Source organism: Mucilaginibacter gossypii, from assembly GCF_017569325.2.
GTDB lineage: Bacteria > Bacteroidota > Bacteroidia > Sphingobacteriales > Sphingobacteriaceae > Mucilaginibacter > Mucilaginibacter gossypii.
The window spans coordinates 5462050-5477924 of record NZ_CP071878.2 but is presented as its reverse complement, the minus strand read 5'-3'; the positions used below and the strand labels follow the sequence as shown (position 1 = coordinate 5477924).

The 15875-nt window shown below is 43.9% G+C and carries 28 protein-coding genes; 24 read left to right on the top strand and 4 right to left on the bottom strand.

Features of this window, described 5'->3' with window-relative positions:
• Position 1 precedes the first annotated feature (1 nt).
• Positions 2–754 carry a LexA family transcriptional regulator gene (locus J3L18_RS23125; RefSeq protein ID WP_129569588.1) on the bottom strand — a complete coding sequence of 251 codons (753 nt, stop codon included), beginning with the start codon at positions 752–754 and terminating at the stop codon, positions 2–4.
• 97 nt (positions 755–851) lie between these two features.
• Here J3L18_RS23125 and J3L18_RS23120 point away from each other — a divergent pair, with 97 nt between their 5' ends.
• The 24 genes from J3L18_RS23120 to J3L18_RS23005 all read left to right on the top strand — a co-directional run bounded on the left by J3L18_RS23120 (position 852) and on the right by J3L18_RS23005 (position 13588).
• Positions 852–1046, top strand: a complete 195-nt coding sequence (locus tag J3L18_RS23120) for a hypothetical protein (RefSeq protein WP_129569589.1) — start codon at positions 852–854, stop codon at positions 1044–1046.
• A gap of 5 nt (positions 1047–1051) precedes the next feature.
• The gene (locus J3L18_RS23115; protein WP_129569590.1) at positions 1052–1411 is read left to right on the top strand and encodes a hypothetical protein; all 360 of its coding nucleotides are present in this window, start codon (positions 1052–1054) and stop codon (positions 1409–1411) included.
• A gap of 202 nt (positions 1412–1613) precedes the next feature.
• On the top strand, positions 1614–3695 hold the full coding sequence (locus J3L18_RS23110; protein ID WP_129569591.1) for a hypothetical protein: 2082 nt from the start codon (positions 1614–1616) through the stop codon (positions 3693–3695).
• 19 nt (positions 3696–3714) lie between these two features.
• Positions 3715–4629, top strand: a complete 915-nt coding sequence (locus J3L18_RS23105; RefSeq protein ID WP_129569592.1) for an AAA family ATPase — start codon at positions 3715–3717, stop codon at positions 4627–4629.
• Complete coding sequence (locus J3L18_RS23100) at positions 4630–5265, top strand: hypothetical protein (protein WP_129569593.1); 636 nt, start codon at positions 4630–4632, stop codon at positions 5263–5265.
• Positions 5262–5660: a hypothetical protein gene (locus J3L18_RS23095; RefSeq protein ID WP_129569594.1), complete on the top strand. Its 399-nt coding sequence runs from the start codon at positions 5262–5264 to the stop codon at positions 5658–5660. The genes J3L18_RS23100 and J3L18_RS23095 overlap by 4 nt, the downstream gene beginning before the upstream one ends.
• On the top strand, positions 5660–5953 hold the full coding sequence (locus J3L18_RS23090; protein WP_129569595.1) for a hypothetical protein: 294 nt from the start codon (positions 5660–5662) through the stop codon (positions 5951–5953). Before J3L18_RS23095 ends, J3L18_RS23090 begins: the two co-directional genes overlap by 1 nt.
• Before the next feature lie 83 nt (positions 5954–6036).
• The gene (locus tag J3L18_RS23085) at positions 6037–6315 is read left to right on the top strand and encodes a helix-turn-helix domain-containing protein (protein ID WP_189549234.1); all 279 of its coding nucleotides are present in this window, start codon (positions 6037–6039) and stop codon (positions 6313–6315) included.
• On the top strand, positions 6312–6620 hold the full coding sequence (locus J3L18_RS23080; protein WP_129569597.1) for a hypothetical protein: 309 nt from the start codon (positions 6312–6314) through the stop codon (positions 6618–6620). Before J3L18_RS23085 ends, J3L18_RS23080 begins: the two co-directional genes overlap by 4 nt.
• Before the next feature lie 14 nt (positions 6621–6634).
• Positions 6635–7273, top strand: coding sequence for a DUF3164 family protein (locus tag J3L18_RS23075; protein WP_129569598.1), 639 nt, complete (start codon positions 6635–6637; stop codon positions 7271–7273).
• 45 nt (positions 7274–7318) lie between these two features.
• On the top strand, positions 7319–7513 hold the full coding sequence (locus J3L18_RS23070) for a hypothetical protein (protein WP_129569599.1): 195 nt from the start codon (positions 7319–7321) through the stop codon (positions 7511–7513).
• Positions 7510–7659: a hypothetical protein gene (locus J3L18_RS23065; RefSeq protein ID WP_189549236.1), complete on the top strand. Its 150-nt coding sequence runs from the start codon at positions 7510–7512 to the stop codon at positions 7657–7659. Before J3L18_RS23070 ends, J3L18_RS23065 begins: the two co-directional genes overlap by 4 nt.
• A 1-nt stretch (position 7660) precedes the next feature.
• Positions 7661–8566: an HNH endonuclease signature motif containing protein gene (locus tag J3L18_RS23060; protein ID WP_129569600.1), complete on the top strand. Its 906-nt coding sequence runs from the start codon at positions 7661–7663 to the stop codon at positions 8564–8566.
• Positions 8535–8969 carry a hypothetical protein gene (locus tag J3L18_RS23055; protein ID WP_129569601.1) on the top strand — a complete coding sequence of 145 codons (435 nt, stop codon included), beginning with the start codon at positions 8535–8537 and terminating at the stop codon, positions 8967–8969. The genes J3L18_RS23060 and J3L18_RS23055 overlap by 32 nt, the downstream gene beginning before the upstream one ends.
• Positions 8970–8979: 10 nt before the next feature.
• Complete coding sequence (locus J3L18_RS23050) at positions 8980–9318, top strand: DUF4406 domain-containing protein (protein WP_129569602.1); 339 nt, start codon at positions 8980–8982, stop codon at positions 9316–9318.
• 18 nt (positions 9319–9336) lie between these two features.
• Positions 9337–9843 carry a hypothetical protein gene (locus tag J3L18_RS23045; RefSeq protein ID WP_129569603.1) on the top strand — a complete coding sequence of 169 codons (507 nt, stop codon included), beginning with the start codon at positions 9337–9339 and terminating at the stop codon, positions 9841–9843.
• Between the two features lie 7 nt (positions 9844–9850).
• Positions 9851–10213: a hypothetical protein gene (locus J3L18_RS23040; protein WP_129569604.1), complete on the top strand. Its 363-nt coding sequence runs from the start codon at positions 9851–9853 to the stop codon at positions 10211–10213.
• Positions 10214–10433: 220 nt separating this feature from the next.
• Complete coding sequence (locus tag J3L18_RS23035; RefSeq protein ID WP_129569605.1) at positions 10434–11426, top strand: reverse transcriptase/maturase family protein; 993 nt, start codon at positions 10434–10436, stop codon at positions 11424–11426.
• Positions 11377–11673 (top strand): DUF8468 domain-containing protein, encoded by a 297-nt coding sequence (locus J3L18_RS23030; protein ID WP_129569606.1) that lies wholly within the window; start codon positions 11377–11379, stop codon positions 11671–11673. The genes J3L18_RS23035 and J3L18_RS23030 overlap by 50 nt, the downstream gene beginning before the upstream one ends.
• A gap of 6 nt (positions 11674–11679) precedes the next feature.
• Complete coding sequence (locus J3L18_RS23025; protein ID WP_129569607.1) at positions 11680–12081, top strand: hypothetical protein; 402 nt, start codon at positions 11680–11682, stop codon at positions 12079–12081.
• 36 nt (positions 12082–12117) lie between these two features.
• A complete protein-coding gene (locus J3L18_RS23020; RefSeq protein WP_129569608.1) occupies positions 12118–12468 on the top strand; it encodes a hypothetical protein in 351 nt (116 codons plus the stop codon).
• Between the two features lie 3 nt (positions 12469–12471).
• Positions 12472–12675, top strand: a complete 204-nt coding sequence (locus J3L18_RS23015; protein ID WP_129569609.1) for a hypothetical protein — start codon at positions 12472–12474, stop codon at positions 12673–12675.
• A complete protein-coding gene (locus J3L18_RS23010) occupies positions 12672–13262 on the top strand; it encodes a hypothetical protein (RefSeq protein WP_129569610.1) in 591 nt (196 codons plus the stop codon). The genes J3L18_RS23015 and J3L18_RS23010 overlap by 4 nt, the downstream gene beginning before the upstream one ends.
• A 107-nt stretch (positions 13263–13369) precedes the next feature.
• Positions 13370–13588 (top strand): hypothetical protein, encoded by a 219-nt coding sequence (locus J3L18_RS23005; RefSeq protein WP_129569611.1) that lies wholly within the window; start codon positions 13370–13372, stop codon positions 13586–13588.
• On the opposite strand, the gene J3L18_RS23000 is transcribed toward J3L18_RS23005, so the two are convergent.
• The 3 genes from J3L18_RS23000 to J3L18_RS22990 all read right to left on the bottom strand — a co-directional run bounded on the left by J3L18_RS23000 (position 13589) and on the right by J3L18_RS22990 (position 15810).
• The gene (locus J3L18_RS23000) at positions 13589–14026 is read right to left on the bottom strand and encodes a hypothetical protein (RefSeq protein WP_129569612.1); all 438 of its coding nucleotides are present in this window, start codon (positions 14024–14026) and stop codon (positions 13589–13591) included.
• 1 nt (position 14027) lies between these two features.
• The gene (locus tag J3L18_RS22995) at positions 14028–14576 is read right to left on the bottom strand and encodes a phage virion morphogenesis family protein (RefSeq protein ID WP_129569613.1); all 549 of its coding nucleotides are present in this window, start codon (positions 14574–14576) and stop codon (positions 14028–14030) included.
• A gap of 91 nt (positions 14577–14667) precedes the next feature.
• Positions 14668–15810: a CdiA C-terminal domain-containing protein gene (locus tag J3L18_RS22990; protein WP_129569614.1), complete on the bottom strand. Its 1143-nt coding sequence runs from the start codon at positions 15808–15810 to the stop codon at positions 14668–14670.
• Positions 15811–15875 lie beyond the last annotated feature (65 nt).

Here is a 15875-nt window from a genome sequence, read left to right as displayed (position 1 = left end):
TTTATCGGGCCTGTGTTACGTTTACTATGTTAAGGATCTGCAAGCAATCATTTAGATCTAAATCGAAGTCGGGGTGTCTAATTTTGTCTGGGTTAAGTGAATTACAGGTTATAATACCATTTATTGTATCATGATTTATTATCCGTTTAACCAGAATAGTGTCTTTGTGTACAATTACATAGTCTTGAAAGCTTTTCAAATGAAATTTATTGACCCAATGTTGTTTCGGAATGTCCCTTCCTGTAACTGTAGCCCCCTCTGATATTGATTGGCGAGCCATTTCCTCAGAAGTCCAATTTTCCATAGAATCGCCGTCTACTACAAAGGCAAAATATTTGCCTCTATATTGCCTTGTTACTGGGAAATAATGCTTGTCGTAATGACTGTCAATATAAGATTCGTCCTGGAAATGTTCTCTATATCCGGCTGATGCTCTTATAGGTATTAATGGCACTACCATTAAAAACTGACCGTTCCCCATGTCAATGTATGGGCTTTCATTTCCTTCAATCTTCAACTCGCCTAAAGCTATAGCTGGATTTTTTTTTGCCGTTTCAAATGCCTGGTCTCCTTCCGATAACAAGTCTATTCCGAGTCTTGCCTTTACATTTTGTAAAAGAACATCTGGAAACTCTGCCATTTTTAGGTAATTAGAGAGTGTTTGTCTGGATATTTCCAGCTTGTTTGCAGCCTCTTCCTGCGTGTAACCAGCTCCCCTGAGAGCTAATTTTAATTTTTTCCCTTTGGTAGTCAATGTTTTATAAGTATTTATGTATTTGTCAATACAATTTGTATTGACAAAATGTAAAGTAATGTTATATTTGTATAAGTATTTACAAAAGTATAAATAAATGGAAGCTTCCAACAAAAAAGTTAAATATCCTGAGAATTTACCGCTGAGGGATTCAATAAAGGAGTCAGGCAAGTCGATCAGTTTCCTTGCCGGAAAGTTGAATATAAGCCGCGTAGTGCTTAGCAACCTGGTAAACGGCCATTACAAGGGCAACAACATTGTACCTCGTCTTAAAACTCTTTTAAACCAATAATCATCATGAAACAAGTTACCTCATTCGAACACGCCTGTGAAATACTGGGCATTGATCCGACCCTTTTACCAGGCGTAACCGGACTGCCAGAAAACATTGCCAACAGTATAATTGCCGGCTACAAGCTCAGGATCATAGAACAGGCCACTAACGGCGACTGGAAAGCGGACTTCAGTGACTGGGATCAGGACAAGTACACTGCCTGGTTAGAATACGTTCCTTCGCTTGGTGCGTTCGTCTGCTCGGACTCGTACTACACGTGCACGGTTACGAGCCTCGGTGCCCGCTTTTGGTTCGCAACACGGGACGCGGCCCGCTATTTCGGACAGCAGCACATCGAATTAATCAACCAGTTACACCAATAACCTAACGATCATGAAAGCATTTATCCATCGTCTTGTAAGTGACGAACTGACCACAGGTGAGTTTATCGGGCTTACAGCATTCTGCGCCATAGCAGGAATCGGAGTAGCCTTTTTCGGGGCCTAAAAAGCCTCTGTCCCGAAAGCGTAACCCGGTCATCGCCACCGGGCGGGAGCCAGTAATAACAATCCTAATTAATAGACCATGCAAGGCGCATACGAATTTCACAATAACAAGATAGGTGTACGGCTAAGTTACCTGATCAGCGACATAGATCGTTGTACAGATAATAGCCTGGGAGTGATGTCATATAGTTCCTATAAGCAGAAAGCATGCCGGTATCCGGAATTTAAGCTTAGAGCAGGACTGGGTCCGGGTAACGAAGTTCTGATTGCCTGGGATAAGTTACCAGATAACTGGCAAAAGCAGTGCATAGAGCGTTTTGGCAACCCGCAGGCTGACGTAAGCCCGTTGCAGAAATTTTTCAAGATGGACGGCGCTGCCAAGATCTATTATGACAAGTTCCAGTTTGAGGATAGCGGCGATTACCTGACACCGGCACAAAAAAAGAGATATACTGTTAACGCGTCTGTTCTTAATGCGTTGCGAGACCTTAAAACATACCGGGAAAGTAGCCGGAAAAGCCGTAACGGAAGCCTCAGGGGCCTGTTAAAATCGATCACTAATGATGCTATCCTGTTTAACAACTACTTAAAAGCAAACCATAATACACAGCATACCCTTCCTAATAACGAGCGAAGCCTTTCGCGAAAACTTAATGCCTATATCAGGCATGGTTACGACAGCCTTATCGATGGCCGTAATAATAACAGTAATGCCCAGATCGTGACCCCTGAAATGATCAAGATATGGAAAGAGATATACGCCGGCCAGAAAAACCACAAGCCTACCTACTTTGAGGTTTCGGTAAAATACAATCAGTTCCTTGCCGGACAGGCTGATATCATCAATAATGATACGGGCGAGGTATACGACTATAAAGCCGAATGCTTCAGGGCTGCATCTGAAGGTACGGTATACAGCTATCAGGAGCTTTGGGAAAACAGGATAGCTACACACAGCATCAGGAGCGGAGACCGTCAAAAATTCAAAGGCATTTACGAACCGTACCACAAGCTAAAGCAACCGGAATATGCAGGAAGCCTGATCAGTGTGGATGACCGTCAGCCGCCGTTTGAATATGCACCAGGCAAAAGGATGTGGTTTTATAATGCTATTGACCTGGGAAGCGAAGCCTTTACCTGTTGGGTATACGGAGAAACCAAAGAAGGCATCATCATTGATTTTTACAAACAGCTTGTACGTAACTATACCGAATGGGGACTACCCCTTCCCTACGAGCTTGAAGGTGAGCTATCCCTGAATAGTTCATTCGTTAACACATTCCTGGAAAACGGAGCCATGTTTCAGCGTGTGCGTATTGAGGCTAATAACGCCCGTGGTAAAAAGATCGAAAGCTATTACCGGAAACTGCGGTACGGTCTTGAAAAACTTCGTCGCGCCTGGCTTGCCCGTCCGTTCGCACTGTCTGAAAGTAACCAGGCACACAACGGAGGGAAAGAGCTGATCCCGAAATCTGAAATAATTGAAGGCTGCTTACGCGATATAGAAACATGGAACAATACGCTGCATAGTAACCAGGAACTACACCCAGGGATGACCCGTTGGGATGTGTTTTTAGACAAACAGCATCCTCAGCTTGTACCAACAAACTGGGCAGGCATCCTTCCATACCTCGGCACCAGGACAAAATCAAGTATGAAAGCAGGCAGGATCATGTTGCAGGGCAAAGCCCGTGTTGTTGGCTTTGAAGGAAAGGTAGCCCTGGGCGAAACGCTGATCAATGTAATGAAAAAGATTGAAGGCCATGAAGTGGTGGTGTACTGGATGGAAGATAACCAGGGCGACGTACTTAAATCGCTGGTGTACGACATGCAGGGTACACTGATCTGTGAACTTTTAGGTGACCTGGAATACAACAGGGCAACGCTTGAGCAAACGGACGAGGACAAGGCTAATCGCACACTGCAAAGCGCTTACAGCGCAACGGTGCAGGGTTATATCCGAAGAAATGCCTCCGAAATAGAACGCATCACCATCATTGAAAGACCTGTAGAGCAATCAACAAGGTTCAAGATAGGCGGTGTAAAGAAATACACACCATCACCGGAACCAGCTAAAGAGATCCCCGGATCACGGCCTGATGATACTGAGGTAATGGAAAGAAAAACCGGGTATAAACTGGATACAGCAAGCAGATTTTAACAATTAATTCCCAACTGATATGAAACTAACTGATGACTTTAAAAACAAGGTGGTAGCAGCGCTGAAGGATATGCGTAAGCTATACGGCGGATCTGACGCGGCCTTCGCCAAACAATGGGGCATCCATGGCTCTGTATGGAGCCGGCTAAAGAAAGGTGAAATTGAAAAGATTTTAAGCAATGACCAGTGGATCACTATCGGTCAGGATCTCGACGTAAGCAATACCGGATTTGAGTTTATCAAGGCCGAGACAGAGGTATACCAGGCAATCAGTAATGACATCACCTTTTGCAAAGAAAACGGACAGGCCATGATCATAGTAGATGATTGCGGCATAGGAAAGAGCTTCACCGGTAAGCACCTCAGCAAAACACTCAATAACTGTTTTTACATCGACCTGAGCCAGTGCGGTACAAAGGATGCTTTTGTAAGAACGCTTGCCAAAGCTATAGGTGTTGAGTACAAGGATAGGCTGTTTAAAGTGATACAACGGATCAAATACTGCTTAGGCGTACTTGAGCAGCCTATGATCATCATAGACGAAGGCGGCTTTGTGAATAAAGCTATTGTGCAACTGTTACAGGAACTCTGGAACGCAACCACCAATGGTATCTGCGGATGGTATATGATGGGCGCTGAAGGCTTTAAAAAAGCTATTGAACGTGGGATCAAGAATGATGTACCGGGCTACCGGGAGTTTTTCAACAGATACGGAAATAAGTTCATGAAAGTAGCACCTACCAACAGGGCGGAAAGGATAGCCTTTTATACCAAGCTTGTTACCGATGTGCTGAGCATCAACATGAAGGATAAGGCGCTGATGAAAAAGATAGTCAATAAGTGTATCGCCACAGATGATACCGATGATGACGAGGCGATGAACATCGGCGGCTTACGAAAGGCGAAAACATTATTGATCCTTAACGCAGCGTAGATGAAGAAAGCCCAATCGATAAGCAATATTGAGCGGCAAAAATTCAAGTGTTTCGAGTTCGAAGGTGAGTGGTACGAGGCGTTTGATAAACCAGAAATGTGCGGTGTTTGGTTCATTTGGGGAACAAGTGGAAGCGGTAAAACCACTTTGGTAATGGAACTGTGTAAGGAGCTTTGCCGGTTTGGACGGCTGGTTTACAATACGCTGGAAGAAGGCGGACGAAAAACCTTTCAAAACGCGATAAAGCGCAGTAACATGATAAGTGTTTCCAAGCGAATGCAGGTGATAAAGGAGCCTTTAAGCGACATGAGTTACCGAATGAAACAGCCTAAAAGTGCCGACTTCTGGGTGATAGACAGCTACCAGTACGCAAGAATGAGTTATGAACGATTCATTGACTTTAGAGAGAAACACAGCGATAAGCTCATTATAGTGGTGAGCCAGGCCACGGGAAAGAACCCTAAAGGATCTGCCGCTGAATCCGTCATGTACGACGCGGATCTTAAAATATACGTCGAGGGTTTTGTGGCTTTCAGTAAAGGCCGCTACATAGGCCCAAACGGAGGACAAAAAGTAGTATGGAAAGAAGGCGCTGACCTGTACCACGGACAGCAGCCATTAAACAAAGCAGTATGAGCACCCGGTTTAAAATATTCAACGCACCCAAAACACATATCGCCCAGGTAAGGATCGATAATGATGATCAGCTCAATGAGGTATGCCAGCTATTTGGTTGGAGCCGCGATAAATATTGCGAGCATCAGTTTGCAATTTATCAAAAACTGGTAGCTGAGTTGTGCCATGACTGGCCCAGGGTAAAGCTCGAAATAGAATACTCGCCCGTATTCAGGGGGTTTTTTAATAATGAGTGGAACCTCCGTAATGAGACTGAATTTCTGCCGATGGCTTATGATTTCAAATATGATACCTGGTACATCACCAAAGAGTACCTGCTGATACACGATCACGAGCGCCTGCTTAATGATGAGAATTTTATGGGCAGGTATGCTCAAATAATGAGGATGATATAATGACGATAGCGGAGATCATAGACTTAGTACAATCGGTTACCGGCGTAAAGGTTGACCAGTTGAGCCGGAAGATGCCTCACTACTATACCTATGCCCGTTATGTAGCCATTTTGCTTATGGAAGAGCAGGGGTATAAAAATACAGCCATCGCGGCATCACTGGATATTTCCAGGAAACACACCCATAAAGCCCTGAGGCGGGCAACTGAACTTTTGGGAGATAACAAATTGATAACAAAATTCTATTTGGACTGCGGCAAGATAATGGCCGATTTAGAGGAGGAAAATGTATGAGGTATTGCATGCCGGTAACATACCAATCGGTTAAAATACCATTCAGGCCAAAAACAACAATCACGAAGGCTAATATCATAGATATGACAAGCCGATTTTACAAAGTATCTGCTGTGAACATTTTAGGCGATTGCAGAAAGCATGAGTACGCGGAAGCAAGGCATTGCGCCATGCACCTGATGAGGTTATTGATACCTGGTATTACCCTGCATCAGATAGCTGATTACTTCAAAAGAGATCATACAACTGTGGTATACGCTGGAAACAGGGTGCATGATATGCTGATCACTGACGGCAAGTTCAGGGCGAAATACGACGATACTATCTACAATATTAAAAAACTGGAAAGGGCTACAGCATGACCTTGAAACTAACATATGATAATGCCAAGGCGCTTATGCACCTGTTCGAAAAGTTCATCAACCCGGAGCAGCCTGCCGATATAGCTGAAAGCCTGGTTAAGGATATCATGTTCCAGGTATTTAAAAAGCTTAGAAACAAGGTTGAAAGCAGATTTAAAGGCGATGGCTATAGCCTGTCGCTAACAGATATCGAAGCCAAAGCCTATTACGTGTACTTCAATAACAGGAACCTGGGGAATGATTGGATATACGAGCAAAATATGATAACAACGCACCTGTTGGTGCTTGACCAAACTTACGCATAAACAATAATCAAAATATGAAAGAGCTACAGATCAGAACACAAACAATTAAGGACGGCTTTTGGCTGGATGAAGAGGGAAAGAAAGTTGACGTTAAGCGCCTTACCCCTTATGAGAAGCAGTGCGAAAAGCACGCTGGTGTAATTGCTAAACAAGCTATTGCTATCAATAAACAGCTTACAGAATTCAAGGAAAGAGTAGAAAAAACAGCTAAAGAGCTTTACCAGGCCTTTTTGGTTGAAAACAACGGCAAGCCAAAGGGCAAAGGCAAAGGCGGAAATACCATATACAACTTTGACAGAAGCATCAAAGTCGAGGTGTCTATAGGTCAGCCGATTACATTCGACGACAATCTCATCGACCTTGCAAAGCAGAAGCTTGACGAGATCCTGGAAGACGGCCTGCAGGGAGCGAAGGACTTTATTAAGGAATGGATTATGGGAGCCTTTGAGACCAGTCGCGGTAAAATGGATACCAAGCGTGTGCTCGGTCTATCAAAGTACGAAAGCCGTGTAGATGATCCCCGCTATACTGAGGCAATGGGCCTTATTAAAAGAGCGATCCGCCGTCCTGAAAGCAAAGAATACTTCAGGGTTTGGGTAAAGGGCCCCAACAATCAATACCAGGACGTTCAACTAAATTTTTCAGCCATCTGATCAGCGCCGGGTTTACCCCGGCCTGTTTATTAAACCTTACCAATTATGAGAATTAAAGCAAAATATGTCAAAGTACCGGTAATAACATTAACCATGATCGGCGCAATGATAGCCTTGTTTGGCGTAGCTAAAACAGGCAGGTTCCTATACTTCGGCGGCGTTGCCCTGGTGGTCTTAGCGCTTGTAATAACGCTTGCCAGGGCCATGAATGAACTATCGAAAGGAGACATTGAGAAATGAAACAGACAACTTTTTGGCTCATAGCTGTAATCATTGCTCTGCTCACCACCTGGATATACCTGAGCATATGTATGAATAACCAACAATCCGTTTATGATCACCTTGATAACCACTCGGAAATAACAAGCATCGAAAAATCTAAATAAAATGCCAAAGCAGGTATTAACAAACGAAAATAAAGCTTTCATCAGGGAAAACTGCCTGGTAATAAGCTGTAGTAAAATGGCTACTCTATTTGGATGCAGCAAGTCAGTAGTGCAACGCTTTTTAAAATCGAACGGGATCCATGTTCCACGAGATATAAGGGCCAAATTCAAAACAGAGGCAATGACCGGCAGGACGAGTTTCTCACAGGAAGAAGATGACATCATCAGGAGGGAATATATTAACTACCCTGTAAAAACACTTGTAGATAAGTTCCTGCCTGGGCGAAGCTTTACCGGTGTGGCTGGCAGGTTAAAGGCAATGGGGTTAAGAATACCAGCTGAACTCGTTGAAAACAGGAAAAAAGAAAGCAGGTTTCAACAAGGAGCATCCCCAATGAACAAAGGTAAAAAGCAAGCTGAGTTCATGTCGCCTGAAGGCATTGCCAGGACTACAAATACCCGGTTTAAGAAAGGGCATCTTCCTCACAATACCAGGACTGATTTTGAAATATCTGTAAGGATGGACAAAACAGGCATCCCATATCAATACATCAGGGTAAGCTTAGGCAAGTGGGAATTGCTTCAACGGCATGTTTGGGAGCAGCACCACGGTAAAATACCGCCAAAGCATGTGATAGCCTTCCGTGACAAGAATAGCCTTAATTGCGATATCAGCAACCTGGAATTATTGTCGATGGCCGAAAACGCGCTCAGGAACAGCGGAACAATCAATCTCACTGATACCACTGTCGCTCATTATCTCGCTACAAAATCAAGGAAGGTAGATCTTGATCTGAAGGCTGAGCTCCTGAAACACCCTGAACTTATCGAATTAAAACGCAATCAATTATTATTAAAAAGAGCAATAAAAGAAAATGACAAAATTAGAGATCGAAGAAATGGTTAAACCCATGTTAGGGAACTATTTCAGGTATGGAAAAAACCTGGTGAAAGTAGAAAGCTACAGGTCAACTGATAAAGTAATAACTATTCATACTGACAAGGTAAATCTGCCGGTAGCGAACGAAAATTTTGAAAAAGAAATCGGAAAGTTTATACCTGTAGAAATGAATGTCACTATGCCTTCACCTCAAGTGAGCGGGGCACTGTTGGAATCATCAGTAATTGGGCAGAATGCAAAAGCCCTGGGGGATCTGATCATGGAGAATATCGATATGGTTAAAAAAGATCCGGCATATATTCCCCAGGCTAACGCAATTAATGACCAGTTAAAAAGTCTCATCGAACTCGGCAAAACACAGGTTGAAATGATAAAAACTCAACTAATGGCGCAGAAACTTACGCTTTAATCCCATTTAAATGATACAGATCCTAATCCAGATCGCCACACACCTGGCATCAAACAAAGGTAAACTACCGGTTGCATATGTAGCCGGTAAGGTTACAGATCTTCCATATGGTGAAGTGTTCGCCAAATTCAAGCTTAAGCAGGCCGAACTTGAAGCAGAAGGCTATTTCGTATTGAACCCATGTGACTTTATATCAGAAACGGAGGACTGGGACAAAGCAATGCGCGTAGCCGTGATCCTGCTGGCATCATCTGGCACTATTGCCCTGCTGAATGACTGGCACGACAGTAAAGGAGCCCGTCTTGAGTTTGAGCTTTCGCAGCCCCTCGGCCTTTCGGTTATCCACTAAAATTAAATCAATAAATAAATGAGCACAATAACAATTAATAGAGAAAACGCCATTGCTGCCTACAACCAGGCAGAAGGCACAACCAGGGTTATGCTTGGTACATTATTCGGGAAGCAAATAACCAATCCTGATCCGTGTGAGATTTTTAAGACATGGGACGACGTAGCGGATGCTGAACGCATCAGGACAGATGATATGCCTTACAAGTTCCCGGAGAAGCCAGCTGAGCGCCTGGCTAACGCGGCTTTCAAGCTTGCAGTGATCTTTGAAGCATTCAATAAACGCACCGGCGATGATTTTAACGAAAAATGGATTCCCGACTATGCGAACAAAACCCAGTGGAAATATTACCCTTGGTTTGAGTGGTCACCTTCGCTTGGTGCGTTCGTCTACTCGCGCACGTGCCACACGAACACGCATACGACCCTCGGTGCCCGCCTTTGCACGGAAAACGACGACTATGCTACTTACATCGGTAAGCAATTCATAGACATCTGGAACGAATTTTTAAATCCATCAAAATAATACAATCATGTACAAAGTACCCAAAACATTTGAAGCAGCATGTAAGATAACCGGCACAGATCCTAATTTCTTACCAAACACCGCAGGATTAAGCGAAGTAATGGCAAAACGACATATTGCTGACTACAAACTCGAAATTATTCACCAGGCTACGGTCGGCGACTGGAAACCGGACTGGTCAAACTGGAACAAGTATACACCCTGGTTAGTTTGGTCACCTTCGCTTGGTGCGTTCGTCTGCTCGCTCTCGTACATCACGGGCACGCTTACGCACCTCGGTGCCCGCTTTTGGTTCCCGGATCACGAGAGCGCGAAATCGTTCGGCATGATGCATATTGATCTGATCAACGACCTGCACAGAGCAGCGTAAAATAATGAAAGGCTGTGCGCTGCGCTTGCCGGAGTTCCTTCGCTTGGTGCGTTCGTCTACTCGAACACGAACAACACGAACACGAATACGAACCTCGGTGCCCACATTTGCTATCAAGATCTTAAGCAGCGCAGGCCCCGCCAACATGGCGAAAAATAACAAACAAACTTAAGGGCGTTGGTACCGGAAGGGAAAACGACCTACAAAGCAAAGGCATACAATGAAACGAATAGGCAACCTTTTTTATAAGATCATCAGTCTCGAAAACCTGCAATTAGCGGACAGCATTGCCCGTAAAGGCAAAGCAAAGCAATCAGGTATCAAAGACTGGGATAAAAACAAGGATGCTAACCTATTGGCGCTTCATCATGACCTTGTTAACAAAACTTATACAACCTCACCTTATCAAAAGAAGCTCATCTATGAACCTAAAGAACGTGAGATATCTATTTTACCATACCGGGACAGGATAGTACATCATGCTATTATGCTGCATTTAGAGCCTGTATTCAACGCGATGTTTATTTCGCATACTTATAGCAGCATCAAGGACAGGGGCATACATGGAGCCGCTAATGATGTTACAAAGGCGCTAAAAGATGTTGAAGGAACGCAGTACTGCCTTAAGCTTGATATTCAAAAGTTTTACCCCAGCATAGACCATAATATTTTAAAGGCTATCGTCAGGCGTAAGATAAAAGATATTGACCTGCTTCGTTTGCTTGATGACATCATCGACAGCGCGCCAGGCCTGCCTATTGGCAACTACCTCAGCGCTTATTTTGCTAACCTGTATTTAACGCCGTTTGACCATTACCTTAAAGAGCAGACCCTTGTACGGAACTATTTCAGGTATGCTGATGATATCGTCATCCTGCATCACCATAAACCTTATTTGCACGCTTTACGCTATAGGATAGAGCTTTACCTGCAAGATAATTTGAGACTGACTTTAAAACATAACTACAGGGTGTTCCAGGTGAAAGAAGGAATTGACTTTGTGGGTTATGTTTTCTACCATACACACATACGCCTAAGAAAAACAATTAAACAAAGCTTTGCCAGGATGATATCACGCAGCCCCCGGCCTGAATCAATTGCCGCCTATTACGGATGGGCAAAGCATTGCAATAGCCTAAATCTACTGAAAAAACTACTACCTCATGAACAAGTTCAGCGACTTCAACATAAACACTCAAAAACAAAGCTTTAAGGGAGATAAGATAAAAACAGACAGGTTACTGAATCGGGAGATAACGGTTCATGACTATAAGATAACAGATAGCAAACAGGAACCAGGCACTCAATGCCTGCACATTCAGATATCCATCAATAACAACTATCATGTTGTTTTCACAGGATCAAAAGGGTTGATGGAAATGATAGAGCAGGTACCAAAAGATAAGTTCCCGTTTCAAACAACAATAGTAAAAGAAAACGACTGGTTAAGATTTACATAAAAAACGATGGTAATAGGATTTAAAAAACAATTCGAAGCGCCGATAAAGGCAGGAACGAAAATTCACACGATCAGGGAGGATGCTCACAATCGTTGGAAGCCTGGAATGATGATGCATCAGGCAACCGGCGTACGCACCAAATATTATAGGTGCTTTAATGAAACGCCCTGTATTTCTACGCAACAGCTCATTATGTTCATGGAAAAAGATGACGAAGGCGGTTTAAGCGTGCTGGTAATGAAAATCGGGCAAAGGATCTTGACCGAAGCAGAGCAGGAGCAGCTTGCGATTAATGATGGCTTCCCCTCACTATATGAATTTAAAAAGTGGTGGTATCCTGAACTGGCTAAACAGCCTGATTACTTCATGTTTAGAAAGATTATCCATTGGACAAATTTTAGGTATTAGCACATGGGAAGGAGTTATAAACAGTTCTTTTCCATTATGGCAAAGAATGATCTAAACTACAAGGACGTGGTTAAAGATTTTACAGACAACCGTACTGATATCCTGAGCAGTTTAAGTGATTCGGAGTTCGCTCAGCTCATGCATAGACTTGAACCATATAACCGGGTACCTGCCGGTGATCAGCAGCGTAAAAAGCTGATCAGCATTGCAAGCCTGATGAAATGGGGAGAAACTATTGAAGAGATCCGACCCGCGCTGGATGGCTGGCTGATGAAACAAAAGTATCGAAGGCCGCTAATGCAGCTAACCCCGCAGGAGTTAAATGTAATGGTCACCATTTTTGAAACCAAAGTATACCCAGATTACCTGAAAGCCTTAAACAAGTAACGTATGTACACAGAACAATCATTTAAAGAATTACACGGACTGTCGATGGACGAAGCAAAGCACATGGCCGATTTACTTGATAATGACGAAAGTTTTAATAATACTCAGCCTATCCATTACAGGTCGATAGGGATGTCTGAAGGGCAAAAGAAACGCCATGGTAAAGGAACAAATTTTACACCTAAAAAGAAAAAACGCAAGAAATGAACAGCTACACTTTAACAAGCCCGAGAATGAGCGGGCATATTGAATTGCAGTATACCGGCGGCCTTTTAACTTGTATTTTAATGGCAATTAAACAGCCTTTAAATGACGTTCAATTTACCGCCCTGGTATCGGTGATCAGGCAGCGGGAAGACGAGATTGACGAGTTGAAAAAGCTTAACCTGGTCGTTACAGCGGCTATGCCTGCGAATAAAAAGATAGCCCTGTTTTGCGGGATCTATGAGACGTTTAAAGGGATTAAGTACAAGGTGAGCCCGGCTGATAGTGGCAAGATCAAGCTGATCAAGATAGATGAACCTATGTTAACCGCCTACTTTAAGTCAGAAAATTTCTTGTTTAAAGGTAAGCACAGTATCAGTAACCTGGTTAAGTACTATAATGAGCTGCTTGCTGAAATAGCCGCTGGCCCGGCTTCAAAGTTCCCTGATCATTGGAGTAAAGCATTCGAAGATAAACTTAAAGATGATGACCGGAAGGATTACTGGAAGCATTTACGGGAGTTAGGTTTAAAACCACAGCGGGATAGGTTCGGGGCAGTTACTGACTGGTATATGGAGATAAGTCAATGAGTGATCTATTTAACGGCAAGGGCGCTGTTTTACAATTATACACCTACCAATCCAAATACCCTATAGTGTCTCCAATAAAGTAAAACGCCTGTTTTACTTTTGTATCAGTGGCCTACAACAGCAGAAATCATAAAAAGAAAATAGCGCATGTATTGAGCGTATATCAGTCTATCAAAGAGACTGATATACCAGATACGCGCATTGTTGCCAAAAAGCTGCCTGAGCATAACATTCATATCAGTTACCGCACGCTCATGTATTATAAAAGCATGAAACCTTCAGAATACCAGGAACAACAGCTTAGCCTTTTCGCCCAGGCAAGCTGATCAGGCGATCAGCCTGACAAAGCTCGTATTAAATACAAAGCGCATTATCGTCAACCCGTCACGCCTGCTCTCCTCAGCAGCGCTTTGCATGTTAAATGTGTCGAGCTCATTATCTGTATAGTCCTGAAGCTTATCATAGATGGCCTCGACATCATCGTAATATTTTAAGCTTCGTTCAACAGCCTCATCAGGGGCTTTATTGCTTGTTTCTGATTTCACCACATCAGCGTAAAACCTAATAATAATACTTACAAACCATATCTTGCGACCGTCGCCTATTTCCTGCGTACGGTTTATGTTTACAGTGATCAGTACGCTGTTTGGAGGGATCGGAGGCATGCTGTCATAATTTTCAAGCTGCCCCTTGTCTTTATCTACCCAGGTGATCGATGGTATTTGGCTGATCAGGTTCCTGGTTGTTAAAAAAGTTGTCTTCATATCATTTGAGGTGTTTAATTGCTTTATCAAATTCATCGCGCACAACTTTGCGCATGGCCCGTTCAAAGGCTACTGTGTTTCCCAGGAACTGGCGTTTAGGCATGTTGAAGCTATGAGCCTTAAAACTTAAGCCCTTACCTTTAGTAGTTCCTTTTTTAAATGTACCCTGCCCGCCAAAATATTTGCTTTTAGGGCCATGAGTGTACCGGTTGCGTACAAACGTTTCTGAGCGTGCAGCCCTGTTGATCTGACCTCCGTTGTTATGAACCGCTGCATAGGGCACATCGGATCCAATAGTCACAGAATCTGCTGTAGTTCGAATGATCCTGATGCTACGCCTCAGCCTCGATGACTTAACGAGCAGATTTCGGGCAGCATCCTTTTTATCTTTTCGCTTTTGCCAGGGGGCACCTTCCCATGCCTGGTTTTTAAAAGCTTCAAGACTGTAGTTAACAGCTTCGTTTCCTACAATAGTCGGCAATACTTCGATTACCCGGTTGAGCTCCATTTCTATCCTGGCAAATATCGCTGTTACCTGTTGTGCGCTCATTGCTTGATTATTAAATAATTAGTTGTACATTTGTGATGGCGGGGCTGCGTACCTCGCCGTAGTAAGGCAGCAGGATTCATTTTCTGCTGCTTTACTCATTTTTAGGCCTTTTATATTCGATGTATTCGCCATCCTGCGTAACAAAGCCAATCTCGTTTATGCCTTCCAACGCCCTGAACCGATCGGCAGCGGCCTGCTTCAGTAATTCTATGTCATACTCCTCATCCAGCAATACGATCACCCTGTCGGCCTGCTTAGTGCCATTGGCAATATTCCTTTGCAGTTTTCGGAAGGTTATCGGTGTCTCGGGCTTCTTAACATCGGCATAGCCTTCCCCATTGATCAGCAGATCCGGGTTTTTGCCCTCTGGCACACCGGGCAGCAGTACTTTGCGCAAATCAGTTTCACTCGCATGGATTCCTGGAAGGATGTCGACGGCGATCCCCTTATCTGCTAAAACCTTACCGACCTTTATAAGATCTTCCAGATCCGGCGCTTTTTCGATAGCTGTTTTACGGTTAACGGCAAGCTCGGTACCATCACCAGATTTATAAGCTGTGATGTACTGATCCTTAACCGGCATATAAAGCGTGGCATTATTGATCACGTGCGGCGGAGCATCCACGTAATACGCATGATCGCGAGGGAAAACCATACCGGTAATGCCAACGTTGTTCTGGAATATGGCTCCCACCTTTTCGGGGTAAACGATGTCTTTATCCGGTGTTTCCTTTGCATCCCTGAGCTGCCTTACAGTACTGCGGCAATTGAAGTGATTGGGCGGATAATACTTTTTCCAGAAAGGGTCATCAACCCGTTTGATCACTTTATTGAGCGGCGGGCAAATGTTCGAGCTGTGATCATCAACAATGGCATCAAATTCCAGAAAAGGGAATGTTTCCTTTTGCTCCTGGATGGACACCCACTTACCGGCCATCTGACCGCTTGCAATAGCGGTTTGATATTCGGTGCCAAGCCAGTTAAGTTGCTGCCCTGATATATTGCGCGCTTCTATTCTGAACTCTTGCAAGCTCCTAATCTTGCCGGTTGCATCAACCAGGGCGGCGCTCATGTCCTTTAACTGCGTATGCGTTTTAGCAGCGCTAAATTGCCATACATTGTTTTGAAGCGCCGTGATGGTATGATAGTCCGGCGTATCCCAGTCTACATCTGACAGCTTTTTACCATAGCCTTTTATAACCCCTGATTCAAGCTTTTTGCCGTAAGCCCGCACCAGGTTAGGATCTGCTTCGGGCGCTGCACCCGCCTTGTGGATACGGTTTATGAGATCATCAATGT